The sequence below is a fragment of the Marinobacter xiaoshiensis genome (genome assembly GCF_031631795.1).
Lineage (GTDB): Bacteria > Pseudomonadota > Gammaproteobacteria > Pseudomonadales > Oleiphilaceae > Marinobacter > Marinobacter xiaoshiensis.
This window is the reverse complement of record NZ_JAVMBO010000003.1, coordinates 483,110-499,314: the sequence shown is the minus strand read 5'-3', so window position 1 is coordinate 499,314 and position 16,205 is coordinate 483,110. Positions and strand designations below refer to the sequence as shown.

The 16,205-nt window shown below is 54.4% G+C and carries 15 protein-coding genes; 9 read left to right on the top strand and 6 right to left on the bottom strand.

Going from position 1 to position 16,205, the window contains the following annotated elements; translation table 11 throughout:
- A complete protein-coding gene (locus RKA07_RS02260; protein WP_200201531.1) occupies positions 1–2,244 on the top strand; it encodes an NADP-dependent isocitrate dehydrogenase in 2,244 nt (747 codons plus the stop codon).
- Positions 2,245–2,324: 80 nt separating this feature from the next.
- Here the strand turns inward: RKA07_RS02260 and ybaK are convergent, their stop codons facing one another.
- On the bottom strand, positions 2,325–2,795 hold the full coding sequence (ybaK, locus tag RKA07_RS02255) for a Cys-tRNA(Pro) deacylase (RefSeq protein WP_200370740.1): 471 nt from the start codon (positions 2,793–2,795) through the stop codon (positions 2,325–2,327).
- A 193-nt stretch (positions 2,796–2,988) separates the two neighbouring features.
- Here ybaK and RKA07_RS02250 point away from each other — a divergent pair, with 193 nt between their 5' ends.
- A complete protein-coding gene (locus tag RKA07_RS02250; protein WP_200370732.1) occupies positions 2,989–4,275 on the top strand; it encodes a serine hydrolase domain-containing protein in 1,287 nt (428 codons plus the stop codon).
- A gap of 9 nt (positions 4,276–4,284) precedes the next feature.
- On the opposite strand, the gene RKA07_RS02245 is transcribed toward RKA07_RS02250, so the two are convergent.
- Positions 4,285–4,629: a hypothetical protein gene (locus RKA07_RS02245; protein ID WP_200370731.1), complete on the bottom strand. Its 345-nt coding sequence runs from the start codon at positions 4,627–4,629 to the stop codon at positions 4,285–4,287.
- Positions 4,630–4,824: 195 nt separating this feature from the next.
- Here RKA07_RS02245 and RKA07_RS02240 point away from each other — a divergent pair, with 195 nt between their 5' ends.
- Positions 4,825–5,082 carry a hypothetical protein gene (locus RKA07_RS02240; RefSeq protein ID WP_310965439.1) on the top strand — a complete coding sequence of 86 codons (258 nt, stop codon included), beginning with the start codon at positions 4,825–4,827 and terminating at the stop codon, positions 5,080–5,082.
- Here RKA07_RS02240 and RKA07_RS02235 read toward each other — a convergent pair.
- A complete protein-coding gene (locus RKA07_RS02235) occupies positions 5,076–6,143 on the bottom strand; it encodes a hypothetical protein (RefSeq protein WP_310965438.1) in 1,068 nt (355 codons plus the stop codon). The two genes, RKA07_RS02240 and RKA07_RS02235, sit on opposite strands and share 7 nt — an antisense overlap.
- A 203-nt stretch (positions 6,144–6,346) precedes the next feature.
- On the opposite strand from RKA07_RS02235, the gene RKA07_RS02230 reads away from it, so the two are divergent.
- The 3 genes from RKA07_RS02230 to RKA07_RS02220 are packed head-to-tail and all read left to right on the top strand — an operon-like array spanning position 6,347 to position 10,825.
- Complete coding sequence (locus RKA07_RS02230; protein WP_310965541.1) at positions 6,347–9,808, top strand: response regulator; 3,462 nt, start codon at positions 6,347–6,349, stop codon at positions 9,806–9,808.
- Positions 9,805–10,356 (top strand): hypothetical protein, encoded by a 552-nt coding sequence (locus tag RKA07_RS02225; protein WP_200201524.1) that lies wholly within the window; start codon positions 9,805–9,807, stop codon positions 10,354–10,356. Before RKA07_RS02230 ends, RKA07_RS02225 begins: the two co-directional genes overlap by 4 nt.
- Positions 10,357–10,411: 55 nt before the next feature.
- Positions 10,412–10,825, top strand: coding sequence for a response regulator (locus RKA07_RS02220; RefSeq protein ID WP_200201523.1), 414 nt, complete (start codon positions 10,412–10,414; stop codon positions 10,823–10,825).
- 25 nt (positions 10,826–10,850) lie between these two features.
- Here the strand turns inward: RKA07_RS02220 and RKA07_RS02215 are convergent, their stop codons facing one another.
- A complete protein-coding gene (locus RKA07_RS02215) occupies positions 10,851–11,123 on the bottom strand; it encodes a hypothetical protein (protein WP_200201522.1) in 273 nt (90 codons plus the stop codon).
- Between the two features lie 442 nt (positions 11,124–11,565).
- On the opposite strand from RKA07_RS02215, the gene RKA07_RS02210 reads away from it, so the two are divergent.
- The 3 genes from RKA07_RS02210 to queE all read left to right on the top strand — a co-directional run bounded on the left by RKA07_RS02210 (position 11,566) and on the right by queE (position 13,266).
- A complete protein-coding gene (locus RKA07_RS02210) occupies positions 11,566–11,805 on the top strand; it encodes a hypothetical protein (protein ID WP_200201521.1) in 240 nt (79 codons plus the stop codon).
- Between the two features lie 139 nt (positions 11,806–11,944).
- Positions 11,945–12,610, top strand: a complete 666-nt coding sequence (gene queC, locus RKA07_RS02205) for a 7-cyano-7-deazaguanine synthase QueC (protein WP_310965437.1) — start codon at positions 11,945–11,947, stop codon at positions 12,608–12,610.
- Positions 12,610–13,266 carry a 7-carboxy-7-deazaguanine synthase gene (gene queE / locus RKA07_RS02200; RefSeq protein WP_200201519.1) on the top strand — a complete coding sequence of 219 codons (657 nt, stop codon included), beginning with the start codon at positions 12,610–12,612 and terminating at the stop codon, positions 13,264–13,266. The genes queC and queE overlap by 1 nt, the downstream gene beginning before the upstream one ends.
- Before the next feature lies 1 nt (position 13,267).
- Here the strand turns inward: queE and RKA07_RS02195 are convergent, their stop codons facing one another.
- On the bottom strand, positions 13,268–14,338 hold the full coding sequence (locus tag RKA07_RS02195) for an AraC family transcriptional regulator (protein ID WP_310965436.1): 1,071 nt from the start codon (positions 14,336–14,338) through the stop codon (positions 13,268–13,270).
- Positions 14,339–14,504: 166 nt separating this feature from the next.
- Positions 14,505–16,181, bottom strand: coding sequence for an ExeM/NucH family extracellular endonuclease (locus RKA07_RS02190; protein WP_310965435.1), 1,677 nt, complete (start codon positions 16,179–16,181; stop codon positions 14,505–14,507).
- Positions 16,182–16,205: the final 24 nt, after the last annotated feature.

Sequence of the window (16,205 nt, the reverse complement as noted above, 5' to 3'; positions counted from 1 at the left end):
ATGAAATCATCCAAAGCAAAGATTATTTATACACTGACCGACGAGGCACCTGCCCTCGCAACACGGTCACTGCTACCGATTCTTGAGACCTACGCCAAGCCGGCTGGTATCGAATTTGGAACCAGCGACATCTCCCTCGCGGCGCGTATTCTGGCAACATTCCCGGACTACCTTGAGGAAGACCAGCGCGTTCCAGACGCACTGACAGAACTGGGCGAATACACCAAAGACCCAGACGCCAACATCATCAAACTGCCGAACATTTCTGCGTCCATTCCGCAGTTGCGTGCAGCTATCAAAGAATTGCAGGACCAGGGTTTCAAGGTTCCTGATTACAAAGAAAGCCCTGTAACCGACGAAGAAAAAGATGCGACCAAGCGTTACGCCAAAGTACTTGGCAGTGCCGTAAACCCGGTTCTGCGTGAAGGTAACTCTGATCGCCGTGCACCAGCAGCAGTTAAAGCATTTGCACGCAAATATCCCCACAGTATGGGCGAGTGGAGCCCGGCTTCACGTACCCACGTGGCACACATGCGCGGGGGCGATTTTTACTCTAATGAGCAGTCCATAACCCTCGACAAGGCAACAAACGCCCGCATTGTGTTCGAGAACAAGAAGGGTGAGCAAACCGTCCTCAAGTCCGACCTGCCACTCCAGGAAGGTGAAGTGCTCGACGGTATGTTCATGAGCAAGAAAGCGCTGTGCAAATTCTTCGAAGACGTTATCGAAGACTGCGAAAAGACCGGCGTGATGTTCTCACTGCACGTGAAAGCCACCATGATGAAAATCTCTCACCCGATCGTGTTTGGTCACGCGGTGAAGATTTACTACAAAGAGCTTTTCGACAAATACGGCGAACTGTTTGACGAAATCGGCGTAAACCCGAACAACGGTCTGTCGTCTGTGCTTGAGAAAATCAAGCAGCTGCCAGAGTCCAAGCAGGAAGAAATTCAGGAAGCCCTGCACAAGACCTACGAGCACCGCCCGGAAATCGCCATGGTTGACTCCGTTAAGGGTGTTACCAACCTGCACGTACCGAGTGATGTGATTGTTGACGCCTCCATGCCGGCAATGATCCGTAACTCAGGCAAGATGTGGGCGCGCGATGGCAAGTTGAAAGACACCAAGGCTGTAATGCCTGAGTCTACCTATGCCACGATTTACCAGGAAATGATCAACTTCTGCAAAACCCACGGCGCGTTTGATCCCACTACCATGGGAACAGTGCCGAACGTAGGCTTGATGGCGCAGAAGGCTGAAGAATACGGCTCCCACGACAAGACGTTTGAAATCGAAGAAGACGGTATCGTGCGCATTCTGGCTGAAGACGGCACAGTCCTGACTGAGCACAATGTCGAAGAAGGCGATATCTGGCGTGCATGTCAAACCAAAGACCTGCCGATTCGCGACTGGGTCAAGCTGGCCGTTACCCGTGCCCGTGCGACTGGTATGCCAGCCGTGTTCTGGCTCGACGACGAGCGTCCTCACGATGCCGAGCTGATAAAGAAGGTGAATACTTACCTGCAGGATCACGACACCGAAGGGCTGCACATCCGCCTTGAGTCGCCTGTGCGTGCTATTCGCTGGACTATGGAACGCCTGATTCGTGGTCTTGATACCATCTCGGTAACCGGTAACGTACTGCGTGACTACCTGACCGACCTGTTCCCGATTCTGGAACTGGGCACCAGCGCCAAAATGCTTTCGATTGTCCCCCTGCTGAACGGTGGTGGCCTCTACGAAACCGGAGCTGGCGGATCTGCTCCCAAGCACGTGCAGCAGCTACTGCAGGAAGATCACCTGCGTTGGGATTCACTGGGCGAATTCCTGGCCATTGCTGTATCTCTGGACGAGTTGGGTGAGAAGCACGACAACAACCGTGCACGCCTGTTGGGCCAGACTCTCGACAAAGCTACCGAGCGCCTGCTGGAAAACAACCAGTCGCCTTCACGGGTAACGGGTGAGCTGGATAACCGTGGAAGCCATTTCCACCTGGCTCGCTACTGGGCAGAAGAGCTGGCATCTCAGGACAGCGACAAAGAACTGAAAGAGTTCTTCGCCAAGATGTCTGCACAGCTGGAAGAGAACAAGGACAAGATTCTGGAAGAAATGAGCGTTATCCAGGGTCATCCTGCCGATATCGGTGGCTACTACCACCCACCCAAAGAAAAGGTGGAGGCAGTTATGCAGCCGAGCGCAACCTTCAACAAGATTTTGAAGGATGCCCGTGCATCGGTTAAGTAACCCCTGACGGTATCCGGGCATCGTGCCCGGCCACCTGGAATGAAAACCCGGAAAGCCTTTAATCGGCTCTCCGGGTTTTTTTATGCCTGCTGCAGAGGCACCAGTTTCCCCCCGGTCAAGCTGGCCAGATCAGCCGGAGACAGCTCAATTTCCAGCCCGCGACGGCCTGCGCTAACGTAAACAGTGTCGAAACCTTCAGCGGAGGCATCAATAAAGGTTTTTAAACGGTTTTTCTGGCCCAGTGGGCTCACACCTCCCAGTACATAACCGGTGCGGCGCTGTACCTCTTGCGGGTCTGCCATGACAGCCTTTTTGCCACCGGCAGCCTTGGCAATCAGCTTCATGCTTAGCATGCCGGTAACCGGCACCACGCCTACCGCCAGTGTTTTGCCATCGACAGCAACCACCAGGGTTTTGAAAATACGCGCAGGATCAACCCCCAGCTTGTCTGCAGCCTCGTTGCCGTAGCTTGCACTGGCAGAATCGTGCTCGTACTCGTGGATAGTGTGAAAAATGCCGGCTTTGCTGGCTGCATCGATACCGGGTGTCATAGACTGCTCCAGAAACGGTTGGTTTGCCCCCTGATCAGCTGCCTATAATAACGTCTGAGCCGGCTCGAAATACATTCCGGATTGGATTCGGTGTACGCTTTGACGCACTGGTTGGCGGTTTTCAGCCAATGAACCCGGCAGCGACCACCGTGAAGATAGAATAAAAACAGCCACCACAATCAAGGCGTACCTGATGAACCCAATAGCCCGTCGTGCACTGCACAGTTGCAAGGTTCCCAAGGATTTATCTACCGTTACCCAGCGTGATACCGCAGGCGAAAGGCCGGAAGCAGTTGGCATAGATACCCGCACGGTAGACACTATCTGGAAAAGCGTAGAAGCTTTGTATCGCACCGGTGTCCACCCCGGTATCCAGATATCTGTGCGGCACCGTGGCGAACAGATCCTGCATCGAGCCATAGGGCATGCCAGCGGCAACGGCCCCCACGATACGGCTGGCACGCCTACAGTCGCCATGACCACAGACACACCCATTTGCTACTTTTCTGCCTCCAAGGCGGTTACCGCATTGCTGATGCACATGCTGGTTGAGCAGGGCCTGGTTAACCTGATGGACCCCGTGTCTTATTATTGCCCGGAGTTTGCCCAAAACGGCAAACGTACCATCACGGTGCATCAGATCCTGTCCCACAGGGGCGGCATTCCTTCCATTCCGAAAGAGACACCCATTGAGGTTCTGTGGGATCAGGAAGAGATCTGGCGCTTACTCTGTGAGTCCAGAGCCATTGCTGTAGACGGTGCCAAGGTTGCCTATCATGCAATCACCGGTGGCTATGTGCTGCAGCGGGTGCTCGAAAGGGTAACCGGCGACACCATTGAAAATTACCTGGACAAGCACATTCGCCAGCCCATGGGCATGAAATGGTTCACTTACGGAATTCAGCCAGAGAATTTGCATGAGTTGGCCACCAACTACGCGACTGGCCCGACACCGCGTTTTCCCGTGTCCTGGATCGTAAACCGCGCACTTGGCGGCGATATCTCGACAGTAGAAGAAGTAACCAACAATCCCCTGTTTCAGGAAGCGGTAATCCCGGCGGGTAACCTGTGTGGCACCGCCGAAGAAATGGGCCGATTCTTCCAGATGATGCTCAATGGCGGTACCTGGAAGGGTAAACGTATTTGCAGCGAGATTACCGTTCGCCGTGCCATTCAGCAGTTTGGTTCATTGCAGATTGATCGCACCATGATGATACCCATGCGCTTCAGCGCAGGCATGATGCTGGGTGGTAACCCGGTTGGAATGTGGGGGCAACGCAGCCGGTACGCATTTGGCCATGTTGGCTTGATCAACAAGCTTTGCTGGGCTGATGCGGCGCGGGATATTTCTGTGAGTTTGCTGAACACCGGGTTTCCGATTGTGGGTCACCACATTCCCGCGCTCGGCAAGTTTGTCTATACCATTGCGCGGGAGTTTCCGCTGCGCCCGGAAAGTGAACGCCCGGCGGTGGCCGTTTAAAGCGGCCACTCACAGGGTTCTTAGTTGATCCTCAAGAATACCGAGTACGGATGAAAGTATGTCCCGGAAGTCTGTCAGCGTTTGCGTGCGCTGAATGACTTCTTCGCGGCTTTCATCCAGCCTTTCCAGTTTTGGTACAACACGGCGAATGCCTTCAGTGATCACCTCATAGGGATAGTGGTGGTCCTGAATGCTGAGCTTGTTTATCTCAGACACCTCCTGGCTGAAAATACTGATGATGTCGTACAGCATGTCCTTGTGGGCAATGTTGGAGGCTTCCCAGTAAGCGTCGTCCAGTAGCTCAAGCAAAGACAGATATTCCCTGAGGGTGTCGGCAACGGATGTCGGGTTCATAAACAATCCTGGTAGGGGTGAAATTGGTAATGGGAACTATAGCAGTGGATTCGTCGGGATTCTCTGGGCGCGAAGTTGCCGTCTGATATATTGCGTAGAAGTGAAACTCTATTCATTTTGTTGCACTTTGTTAGACAGTTGTGCAAACTACAGCCTGATAAAGGAATCGCGGCAACTCAATGGATGAGAAACGCAATGGATAAGCCAGTAAATCACCACAAAGAAATCCCCCCCTCGCCCCGGCAGGTTCAGCTCGACCACCACGACAGTGTGCGTACTCACGTGCATCAACAAGTCTGCACCGAAGTGGAACGTTTGGAGCGCCGAATCGAAATTTTGCGACTGGCCAAAGCGCCCCATGTAGCCGTCATGATTTCAGCATACGAACGCATGATCGACCGCAAAAAAGGCTTTTTGGAGAATTGGGAGATGGGTGAGCGTTTGCATTATTGACGCTCGAAGGCGCCTTTAGCTACCCAGCTCACCGCAGCTTCGTTGTTGCTGCAATGGGCATCATTATCCTTGGTTTCGTCAGGGTTTTCGGCGGTTGGAGCATCAATTTTTGCGGGCTCGCCGTTGGAGTGGAAAATTCTCAAGGTAGACGTCACGTAGTCCAGTTCAATTCTCAGGCAATCGGGGCTCGAATCGGCCAGATTAATGCCGTGACGACTCAGGTCTAACAAAGGTTTGTCTGCGCTTTTGATAAACAGCGTGTCGGATTTGTTCTCAGTGAATTCTTGCCTCAGTTCGATGCCGCCAAAATTACGACTTACATAATCTGCCGTAGCTAGCTCCGGCCGGTTGTAGCCTCTTGCGACAAAGCTATTAGCATCAAAGCGGCTCCCGGCAAGCAGGCTAATCAGCTCGGGTTGAGCCTCCGCGTCTTCAGGAGCAACGCTTCTGTTAACATACTGAATGGTCCGGTAAACCTTTTCGTCCAGATCGGTGCCTTCAGGCCCTATAGGCGTATAACGCCAATCCAAAGTTGGATAGACCCAAATTTTGTCGTTTAACGATTCATCGTTAAATACTGCATTTTGGTCTGTAAACTTGATGAGGGCACCGTTCGCGCGGTTGCTGTAGTTGCCTGCTTCAGTGGCGGCAATGCGTTGGCTGATGTAGCGCCGGCCTTCCGTAAAGTTATCTATTTCGTTGAATGCAATTACTTGATTCATCAGATCTAGCGGATTGCGTACCTTTTCATAGCTTTTCCCGTCTGGGCTGCGGGTTGCACGGATGAATTTGTCTATGTGGGTACGAATCTCGTTCGCAGTTTCAAGGTTCTCGTCGGTAGCGTCGCTGCCTGTGGGCTGAATACCCTGATAGAAATCCCAAAAACGGGTGTGCTCAAGGTTGTCAGGCGCCTTGTCGGTATTTTCCAGGTCAAACGTTGATAAAGTCGGATTCACACTGGTAGCAGGATTAAACGCTACCGGCCCGGTATCCGCCATCTTGCACCCACTGATGCCAAGAAGTGCGATGGAGATAGCAGTGAAAAAGCAGGAGTGTCTCATTTCAGAAGGCCCTGAGGTGCGAAAGCAGCCATAAACGGCTAAAGTAAATACCCGCGGGGCGGTCTGCCCCGATCCGACTGCTGACAATAAACTATAAAACAGGCTCATGCCCGCGCGGAGATCACATTTTGCAGCAACGGTGTAAACCGGCCTCATTCAAAGCAGTACAGTGGCTGCTTTTCGTGATATGCCTTGTCACGTCTATGGTTCTGGTGCCTGGCGTGGCGAGCGCTAAAGAGTCGTGCCGCAATGGTCAGCTTGTTCTGGACAGGGGCACGGAAAGCCTCCGCGATTTTGGCGGCTGCATCCAGTATCTGGAGGATGCCGGCCAGCTTTATCTTTTGCCTGACATCCTTGCCATGGCGCCCGAGCGGTTTACCCGGCACGAAAGCGGCGTGCTGAATTTTGGCTATACCGAATCGGCTTACTGGATTCGCTTTGATGTGCGTGCGGATCCCGGAGTGGCCAGTAAAGAATGGATTCTGGAGTTGGCTCTGCCGCTGGTAGATGAAGTTGCCTTGTATATGGTGCGCGACGGTGAGCTTATCGATCAGCGCAAGGCTGGCTATCATGATAATTGGGCAGAGCGTGATCTGGCAGTGCCCAACCCCACGTTCCGGTTGGATCTGGAGCCGGGTAGCGTTTCATCTGTGTACCTGCGCATTATCAATACCAACACCTTCCGTCTGCCCATCAGCCTCTGGAGCCCGGACAGCTACATTGAAAAGGTGTCGGTAGACGAAATTATCCGGGGTGCCCTGCTGGGCAGCTTGCTTGCCATTCTGGCTTACAACTTGTTTGTTGCGGTTTCCGTTCGTGAGCGCAGTAACATCTACTATGTGCTCTATCTGGTGTCTGCTGGCGTGTTTATCGCCACCGAGCAGGTACATGGAATCCAGCTTCTGGACAGCCGCCCTGCGTTGTTCAACAAGGAGTATCTGCATCTACAGATCATCATGACCTGGTTCTGGGGCCTGTTGATGGCCCGGGCACTCCTTGAAACCCGCACCCGGTCTTTGGATCTGGACCGGGTTTTGATCATGTGCCGTCACTCGGTGCTTCTTACCTTTGTTCTGTCGCTCTTTGTGCCTTACCACATTGCCATGGAATGGATTGTTATCGGCTCGATGATACTTTGCCTGATTTTGATCGTGGTGAGCTATTTGTCCTGGCGCTATTACAACCCAGCGGCCCGCTCCTATTTTTTCGCATGGACTCTTGCCCTCGTTGGTTTTGGTATATACGGAATGACGGTTATGGGCTACCTGCCGCTCAATACGTTCACAGGCTATGCACCCCAGATAGGGCTAACTGCGCAGATTATTCTGTTTTCTTTTGCCCTGGCAGATCGCATCAAACAGGTTCAGGGCCAGGCGCTGAGCTGGAGCCGCCGGGCGCTGTCTAACCTGCAGCGATACCAGTCACTGTTTGATAATGCCATTGAGGGCGTTTTTCAGATGTCGGCCGAACGCCAATTTGTAACAGCTAACCCGGCTATGGCGAGCTTGATGGGTTTTGGTAGCAGCCAGGAGTTACTGGAAGCTAACCCCGATGTGTTGGACGCATGCATAGCCGATGACCGGCTGCGGGAGCTAGTGGTTGAGCAATTGCAAGCGCGGGGCACGGTAAAAGGCGTTGAGGCCCGCTATCTGACCCGCTCAGGGGAAGAGCGCTGGGCCATTATCTCGCTCCACACGGCTTACGATGCCAACGGTGAACCTACCCATCTGGAAGGCACCTGTGTTGATTCCACAGAAAGCCACAGGCGTCAGCGTATTGAACGTGAGCGTGAACAGGAGCGGCTCGAAAAAGAACTGGCCCGCAACTCAGCCGAGGCCAAGAGCCAGTTCCTGGCCAATATGAGCCACGAGATTCGCACGCCGCTGGCGGCCATTATTGGTTACGGTGAAACCCTCATGGATCCGGACCTTGATGAGCAGGAAAAGCGCAGCAGCGCGGAGACCGTTGTACGTAGTGGGCGGCACTTGCTGGAGCTGGTGAACGATATTCTCGACCACTCCAAAATCGATGCCAATAAGCTGGACGTTGATGTGGTTTCGGTAAACCTGCCAGAGCTTCTGGAAGAAATTCGCGCATTTTTTGCACCGCGGGCTCGGGAAAAAGGTCTGGACTTCAACATAGTTTGCGAATTTCCCCTGCCTGAACAAATCCAGACAGACCCAACACGCTTGCGGCAAATTATTATTAATTTGTGTGGAAATGCGCTGAAATTTACGGAAAAAGGATCGATCTCCCTGGCCGTACGGTGTGAGCGCCAGGCTGAGATTCTGGTTGCCCGCATAGTGGATACCGGGATTGGCATGAAGCCAGAACAGATAGGCCGGTTGTTCGATCCTTTTGCTCAGGGCAGCGCAGCGATATCCCGGCAGTATGGTGGAACCGGTCTTGGCCTGAGTATCTCGCGCAGGCTGGCGGAAATGCTTGGTGGCAGTATCCGTGTCAGCAGTACATACGGTGAAGGCAGTGAGTTCGAGTTGTCCATTCGCACCGGTTCTCTGGAGCATGTTCACTTTCTGCGGGATGCTTCTGAACTGAGCCAGCGCCGCCGAAGTATCCCGATGACCGTGGCACCGCGTCTTTCCGGGCGTATACTCTGTGCCGAAGATAATGATGTGAATCGACGTCTGGTGTCGTTGCTGGTGGGCCGAACCGGTGCTGAAATGGTGCACGTTGGCAACGGTGCAGAAGCGCTTGAAATGGCCATTCGGGAACCGTTTGACCTGATACTGATGGACATTCAGATGCCGGTGATGAACGGCCGGGACGCTACCGTGGCGCTGCGGGAGGCGGGAGTGAATACTCCGGTGATTGCGTTAACCGCAAATGTCATGACCGAAGACATCGCCGATTACCGGTTGGCGGGCTGCAATGAGCACCTGGCCAAACCCATCGACAAGCAGCGTTTTTATGAGGTTTTGGCGCGCTACCTTGAGGTTGAAGCGGGTAGCTCCGTGGTGCCCGCTCCGCAACATTGCGGCAGGGTGCTGGTAGCAGAAGATAATGCCGACAACCGGCAGTTGGTAGAGCGAATGCTTACACGCCTGGGCCTTGAGGTTGTCTCTGTTGCGACAGGCGATGAAGCCGTGCGCAAGGCACTTTCAGATACAGTGCAGCTGGTGCTTATGGACAGACACATGCCGGAAATGGATGGCGTTGAGGCAACCCAACTGCTCAGGCAGGCAGGTTTCCGGCGACCGATTATTGCATTCACGGCGGGCGATCAGCAGGAAACCGACGCACTGCGTGAAGCAGGTTGCGACGGAGTGCTCGAGAAGCCGATAGACGAACATCGACTGCAAGCGTTGCTGGCTCGTTTTCTGGATTCCGGTCCCGCCGAGCTGGAAGAAGATGAGGCCATGCGCCGCTTGGTAGCCAGATTCCTGGCGGGGCTGGTCACACGCCAGCAGCGAATGAAGCAGGCAATGGCAGACCGTGACCGGGAAGTACTCCAGACTGAAACACACCAGATAAAAGGGTCTGCTGGCACCATGGGCTACCCGGAAATGACCCTTCAGGCAGGCATTGTAGAAGCACTTGTGAAGGAAACGGACCCCCAGTGGAGTCAGATACAAAGCGAGTTTGCGATACTGAATGACATGATCGAGCGTGAACTAACCCAGAACGAAACAGGAACGGATCAATGAGTGAGCGCCAGTTACACCGTGAACAGCAGTCCATGAGCATGATGTACGGCACCTATGCCGACGTACTGTTCGTGCTTTTCCCGTTTCTTGTTATTGGCATGCAGCGCCTATGGGACGGGCGCCTCTACGAGATGCTGATGCATGCAGACCTGAGTATAGCTGCGGCCATTCTTGCCGGGTTGGCCATAGGCAAATTCGTATTGGGGTTGGTAATAAATCGGGATCTTGGCCGTTACAAGGAGCGTATTGTATTCTTTATCGCTCTGACGCTGTTTGTAGTGCTAGGGCCGGCCATCATCCTTATACTGAGCATTATTAGTGGCGCTGAAGTGCCGGGGTATGTGGCGTTTGTGCAGCCGATTCTGCTCATTCTTGCTATATCGCTCTATTCCACCGCCGTGGCAATCAGCAATATTCTGACCCGTGATGGTGATCAGGATGCCTACAGCCCGCGCGCTGAGGGGCATGTAGCAGATGCCGGTAACCCGGCCAGAGCAACACATGCGCCTCTGGACCTTCCCCGGCATACCGGCGCCGATTCGTGGTAATCATCGGGATACACGAAACCCGGACAACCTGCGCCCGACGAAAAAGGAGATAGTAATGGATAAGCTGACGGTACTGGTTGTGGAAGATGAGCCGGTAATGCGCGAACGGTTGGTGGATATGCTCTACAAGGCAGGCGCTACAGATGTAACGGATTGCGAAAACGTAGCAGCGGGCCGCAAGGCGTTTGACGATGGTAAGTTCAATATTATCCTTCTGGATCTTGGCTTACCGGATGGAGACGGACACGAACTGATGAAAGAGTTCAAAAAAGCACGGGATGGCCAGCATATTGTTCTGGTTACAGCAGATGACTCCATCGACAGTATTCAGCGGGCAATCAGTGCCGGCGCCAATGGTTATGTGGTGAAGCCTTACTCGCAGGAAAAGATACTCGATGTGATTAATAACTACGCGGTGGTGCATGGCCCTGATACGGCTGTTATGAATGGTTTGAACCGGCGCCATTGACCGGCTCAAACCATGTGCTGTCGCGTTATGCCACCTGACGCGCAATCCAGGAGTTGTGGCGGGTAGCCAGCGCGCGAACGTAGCGTGCTTCCGCACTGCCCAGGCTGGCAAGCACGCCGTTAAAGATCCACCCCCGCTCGTAAACGCCAAGTACCCTCTGCTCGTCATCCAGATTCACGCGCTGGTTCAGCTTTTTGCAGATAGCATCCAGCAGCGGTAGCTGTTCCGGGCGACGAATAGCCCCTGCCCGGTTATTGATAGGCTGGTTAGCGGCACGCGTTGTGTGTTGTCTTTTCATGGTGATCTCCTTGTCGTTGTTCGACAGCAAAAACAAAACCCCGGAGCCGAGGGCAACCGGGGTTTGCTGGAGATGCTGCCCCGGTCGCTTGAAAGGCTCCCGGGAACTGACCGAAAGCCGTTAGATAACTTCTACCATCGCACGCACACAGTGGCCTTTACGGCATTCTGCTGCGGCACTTATCAAGAGCTGTGGAATCATTCGGATCATAACGGGCGTTTCTGGTGTATTTGATCCGATAGTGTATCCGTTAAGCCGGTGTTTGCAATAGTCCGAGAGCTGCGGCAAACCCCTACAGACGCGGGTAAGGAACGCGCAGTTTTTGGTAGTGGAAAGTCCGTAGCCACTAACTCGTACAGATGTTCGGGGCAGTTTGGGGGATAATTTGCACACTAACCAATCACCCATACTGATAGATACCCAGAGGTTGAAACCTAAGAAAATGTCCGACGAATCCGGATCTGCCCGTAACAAGTTCCGTTTCCATTTTGTCGTAGAAATTATTTTGATCGCCGCGCTGGCCATGTACATGGTGCTGGCAAAAGAACAGGTTGTTGGTGATGATTTGGCCTTCACCGTTATTGGTGCAGGGCTGATGGCGCTGGTTACATACTGGACGCTATCCACTTTGAGAGGTGGTCTGGAAGTGATCGCTCTCAAAATGAGTGCGCTCAAGCACTAACGTAGAAACCAGCTCCAGGTCTTGGCACCTTCGCCCGTTTTATACGGGCGTAAACCCTTCCTGCCTTTGCACTGCTACAATACCGCCTCGTGATTACCCGGTCTTTACAGAACCCTTTATCCGCTTGCCAGGAGCCTGCATGACTGACACCGTGGTTGTTATCTATTCCGGAGGCATGGACTCCTTCACTTTGCTCCACCGCGCCCGCGCGCAAGGGCTGAAGGTTCACGCTTTATCGTTCAACTACGGCCAGCGCCATGTGCGTGAACTGGATGTTGCCCGTTCGGTGTGTGCCAGCCTGGATATACCCCACAAGGTTATAGATATTCGTGCCATGAGCGAGGTTATGTCTGGCTCTGCGCTTACCTCCGGCGGTGACATACCCGAGGGCGATTATGACGAAGACAACATGAAGGCCACTGTGGTGCCAAACCGGAATATGATCCTGCTCTCGCTGGCTACAGGCTATGCGGTGACGGTGAACGCCGGCGCGGTTTGGTATGGCGCCCATGGTGGAGATCATGCAATCTATCCTGACTGCCGGCCCGAATTTGTAGAAAAGATGGACGCTGTATGCCGGGTTGCCAACTATGAGCCCGTTGGCATTGAGGCGCCCTTCATGCACATGACCAAGGGCGATATTCTGGCTGAAGGCCTTAAGCTTGGGCTCGACTACGCTCACACCTGGACCTGTTATAACGGCCGGGAAAAGGCTTGCGGGCTTTGTGGGTCTTGCGTAGAACGACTTGAGGCGTTTGCAGAGAATGGTCTTTCAGACCCGCTGGCCTATGAGGCAGGTCGCTAATGTACAAAGTAAAAGAAGCTTTTTACACCTTGCAGGGTGAGGGCGCCCAAGCCGGTCGCGCTGCGGTGTTCTGTCGTTTCAGCAAGTGCAACCTGTGGACTGGTCGGGAAAAAGACCGGGCGGCGGCCGTATGTAATTTTTGCGATACAGACTTTGTAGGCACCGATGGCCAGAATGGTGGTGTTTTTGAGACAGCAGAAGCTCTGGCAGATCATATTCTCGGCTTGTGGCCGGATGCGCCGGGTGCGCCCTACGTAGTGTGTACCGGTGGCGAGCCATTGCTGCAGTTGGACGAACCGTTGATCGAGGCCTTTCACAAGGTGGGCTTTGAAGTGGGAGTGGAAACCAACGGTACCTTGCCTGCACCCGCCGGGATTGACTGGTTGTGTGTGAGCCCCAAGGCAGACGCGCCGGTGGTGATTGAAGCCTGTGATGAGTTGAAGCTGGTGTACCCTCAGCCTGAAGCCATGCCGGAACGGTTTGTTCACTTCAACGCCCGGCATTTATTCCTGTCGCCAATGGCCTCGCCATCGGCGCCCGACGGCAGTACAGACCCGATCAAGCAGAGCAATACCCGCAAAGCGACGGATTATTGCCTGGCCAACCCCCGCTGGCGTCTGACCTTACAAATGCACAAAATTATCGGCATTGACTGATTTATGCATGAGCTGGGGTGCCGGAGTGTAGAAACATCCTGCCTGGTTTTTCTTCTGCATCCCTGTACCGGCTGGGGCTGCTTCCCGTCCAGCGCTTGAATGCCCGGGTAAAATTTGCCGCATCGGCATAGCCCAGAACGTCTGCAATCTGGTTCAGATTCATGCTGGTGCCGGTGAGCAGTTCCCGGGCACGTTCCAGCCGAACCTGATCCACCAAATTCTGAAAACTGGCATTCTCTTCCTGCAGTCGGCGTTTTAATGTGCGCTCGGATACAAACAGGGTGGCCGCCACTCTCGCCAGCTTTGGTGGGAAGGGATAGCTGGTTTCAATCACCCGTCGCACCCGGCACCCGAAGCCTGCATCTTCTGTAAGCTGTTTCAAGGCATCTTCACACTGGGCGCGTGACGATGCTGCAAGCTGATCGTCACTGAAGCGGATGGGCGCTGACAGCATGCCTTGGGGAATGACCAGAGCATCTTCCTGGGAGCCATAGTTTACCGGTATCACGATCGCTTGTCGGAACCGACGGAAATACGAGGGTTCCGGGCCTTTTCGCAGAATCGCCGCTCCCCCGATAGTGGTGCCCGTAAGCTGTTCGCCCATGAAGGCGCAGCCAAACAGCATGGCGTCCACAATGAACCCCTGCAGCGGCCCCGGGTCGCCATCACAGCGAATGGTGTAGTGCATCGCATCGCCGTGCTCGCGACTGCTAACGCTCAGATGTGGCGCCCGAAGCGTGAGGTAGCGGGTCATCATATCCAGCGCGTCTTTCAACGTGCGGCTGCTCATCACAGCCACGCCCAGCGCACCGTGCAAAGGCAGTTTCAGTTCACGGGCCAGCATAATGCCAAGGCCGGGTTCGCCGCTTTCAATGATGGCGCGGGTCACAAATTCGTTGGCTTGCGCGTGGCTAACCCGAACGTCTGTTGACTGCAGCCGGACAGGGTCCAATCCAACCCTGAGCAGCAGGTCGCGCTCGTCCAGACCAATGGTTTTTAGCAGTTCAGCCAGTATATGCAGGTAGATGGCCGGCATACCCAGATCCTGTGTATTGGAAGCAGAGACACGCATGGTAATCCTTGTTATCCGCTGTTCTTGTTGTCAGTAAATCTGAATGCTGACACTGATTATGACCTTTGCAGCACCCGGCCCCCATGACTTCAATGACGGGTAAATGGGGGTGGCAGGCCAATTGGAGGGTATATCAGCGGAATCCCTCAGGAATATGAGGCAAGGGTCAGAGCCGGATATCGGTAATCACAGGATTATGATCTGAAGAACGCCAGGGTAAGGCAGTGGTGCCCGGCAAACTTGTCTTGTAACCGAGGGCCCGGGGCTCATCTGCGTTGATGGCCCAGGTAGTTGCGTTGAGCACCCGTGGCACCAGAGACGACGACGCAAGCGCGTAATCCAGAGAACCTTTCTGGCCCTTGTACCTGAAGGTGTAGTGATCACACTGCTGTGCTGAGCATGGGTGGAAGTGATGCACCATACTGGTGAAGCCGGCAAGTTTCAGGGTGGTCAGCGGTGTTTCCTTGTAATAGCTGTTGAGATCACCGGTGATCAACGTGCCGACATGGGCTGTGGTTGTTGGTAGTTGCTCAAGCCATTGCACAAGTGCCTGAGCAGCCTCTGAGCGACGGTGAGCGTAACAGCCCTGGCCATCGTTGTTGTCCTGGTTGTTTCCGGTAGCACCCCGGCAGGATTTTGATTTGAGGTGTGGCACGACTACCTGAATGGATAGGCTTTGGCCCTTGGGCCTGAACGCCTGCATTATTGGCGGCCGGCTGAACAGCCCCGTGGTGAGGCGTTCGGGCTGCCCTTCAGCTGTAATGCGATCATGCCGGTACAGCAAGCCCGTGCGTATCTGGTCGTTACCATCTGCGCCCGGGGTCGCGATAAAAGACCATTCCTGGCCGAGGGCTCGGGTCAATTGCGCTATTGCGCTGGTCTCGCTGTAACCGTCGTTTTCCAGTTCTGTAATCGCCAGTATGTCCGGGTCTGGTGCTTGTAGAGCCTCTACCAGCCGCTTGAGCTGGGTTTTGTGTGCCTTTGCGGTTGGCGCACCCCGTGTTGTGGGAAAACCATCGCCTGCACCATCACCATTGAAGTAATTTTCCAGATTCATGGTCATCACCCGGATATGTTGGGTGTCTGGCCGCAACGGGGCTATAGGGCGAGTGTTAACCGGGCTGAAAACCGGAGGGCGCTCGGGCTGTATTCTCCATGCACCAAACCGGTAGTCGAGAATGCCAGCTATTTCATGGGCTCTATCGCCGCTGCGTACGGTGTTCGTGCCCGTTAGCCCGCCCGGGGGCCAGGGAATCGGCTTAGGTTGGCGCACGCCGCGGCCATCATCCAGTAGCAGCCTCTGCTGCAGGTTGCGCGCTGCAATCTTTGCGGCCTTGGGCCCAGGTTCCAGATATTCGGTAGGCACAACCTGATCGTTGCTGGCCAGCGTTAGTTCGCCGTAACGAGCGAGGTTCCAGGAATCAATAATGGTTAAGGGCTGGGTTACACGTACGCGCATGTTTTCCAGCGACTCCAGGTTAATCGACCCCGGCAGGGATAAAATCTGAGCGCCAGGAACCGTCGCGGGGCCGCAAGACTGTATCGCCTTTACCTCAACCAGTTCGGTCAGGCCGTGAAATTCTTTTACGGTACCGGTAACTCGCAGACGCTCACCGGGCGTGCCGGTTTTCTTGCGGGTGTAAACAAACAGGGCTTCCGAGGTTTCAGGGTTGCCATCGGTTTCAGTGTCAGCCTGTTGCAGGTAAAAGCCGCTAAAACCGCCTTTCATGCGGGCATCGAGTGTGAGCACGCCCTCGACAGTAACTTTTTGACCTGCAAGCGGGGAGCGGTCGCCTTTCCCCTGAATTTTGGAGATCGGCGTTGCTGGTCCTCCACAGGACATGGCAGCCAATGCCTGAAAGGACGG

Excerpts from the sequence above, each read along its gene's own strand:
- RKA07_RS02260 (WP_200201531.1), top strand. The coding sequence starts at position 1 with ATGAAATCATCCAAAGCAAAGATTATTTATACACTGACCGACGAGGCA.
- ybaK (WP_200370740.1), bottom strand. The coding sequence starts at position 2,795 with ATGACACCCGGTATCGATGCAGCCAGCAAAGCCGGCATTTTTCACACT.
- RKA07_RS02250 (WP_200370732.1), top strand. The coding sequence starts at position 2,989 with ATGAACCCAATAGCCCGTCGTGCACTGCACAGTTGCAAGGTTCCCAAG.
- RKA07_RS02245 (WP_200370731.1), bottom strand. The coding sequence starts at position 4,629 with ATGAACCCGACATCCGTTGCCGACACCCTCAGGGAATATCTGTCTTTG.
- RKA07_RS02240 (WP_310965439.1), top strand. The coding sequence starts at position 4,825 with ATGGATAAGCCAGTAAATCACCACAAAGAAATCCCCCCCTCGCCCCGG.
- RKA07_RS02235 (WP_310965438.1), bottom strand. The coding sequence starts at position 6,143 with ATGAGACACTCCTGCTTTTTCACTGCTATCTCCATCGCACTTCTTGGC.
- RKA07_RS02230 (WP_310965541.1), top strand. The coding sequence starts at position 6,347 with ATGGTTCTGGTGCCTGGCGTGGCGAGCGCTAAAGAGTCGTGCCGCAAT.
- RKA07_RS02225 (WP_200201524.1), top strand. The coding sequence starts at position 9,805 with ATGAGTGAGCGCCAGTTACACCGTGAACAGCAGTCCATGAGCATGATG.
- RKA07_RS02220 (WP_200201523.1), top strand. The coding sequence starts at position 10,412 with ATGGATAAGCTGACGGTACTGGTTGTGGAAGATGAGCCGGTAATGCGC.
- RKA07_RS02215 (WP_200201522.1), bottom strand. The coding sequence starts at position 11,123 with ATGAAAAGACAACACACAACGCGTGCCGCTAACCAGCCTATCAATAAC.
- RKA07_RS02210 (WP_200201521.1), top strand. The coding sequence starts at position 11,566 with ATGTCCGACGAATCCGGATCTGCCCGTAACAAGTTCCGTTTCCATTTT.
- queC (WP_310965437.1), top strand. The coding sequence starts at position 11,945 with ATGACTGACACCGTGGTTGTTATCTATTCCGGAGGCATGGACTCCTTC.
- queE (WP_200201519.1), top strand. The coding sequence starts at position 12,610 with ATGTACAAAGTAAAAGAAGCTTTTTACACCTTGCAGGGTGAGGGCGCC.
- RKA07_RS02195 (WP_310965436.1), bottom strand. The coding sequence starts at position 14,338 with ATGCGTGTCTCTGCTTCCAATACACAGGATCTGGGTATGCCGGCCATC.
- RKA07_RS02190 (WP_310965435.1), bottom strand. The coding sequence starts at position 16,181 with ATGTCCTGTGGAGGACCAGCAACGCCGATCTCCAAAATTCAGGGGAAA.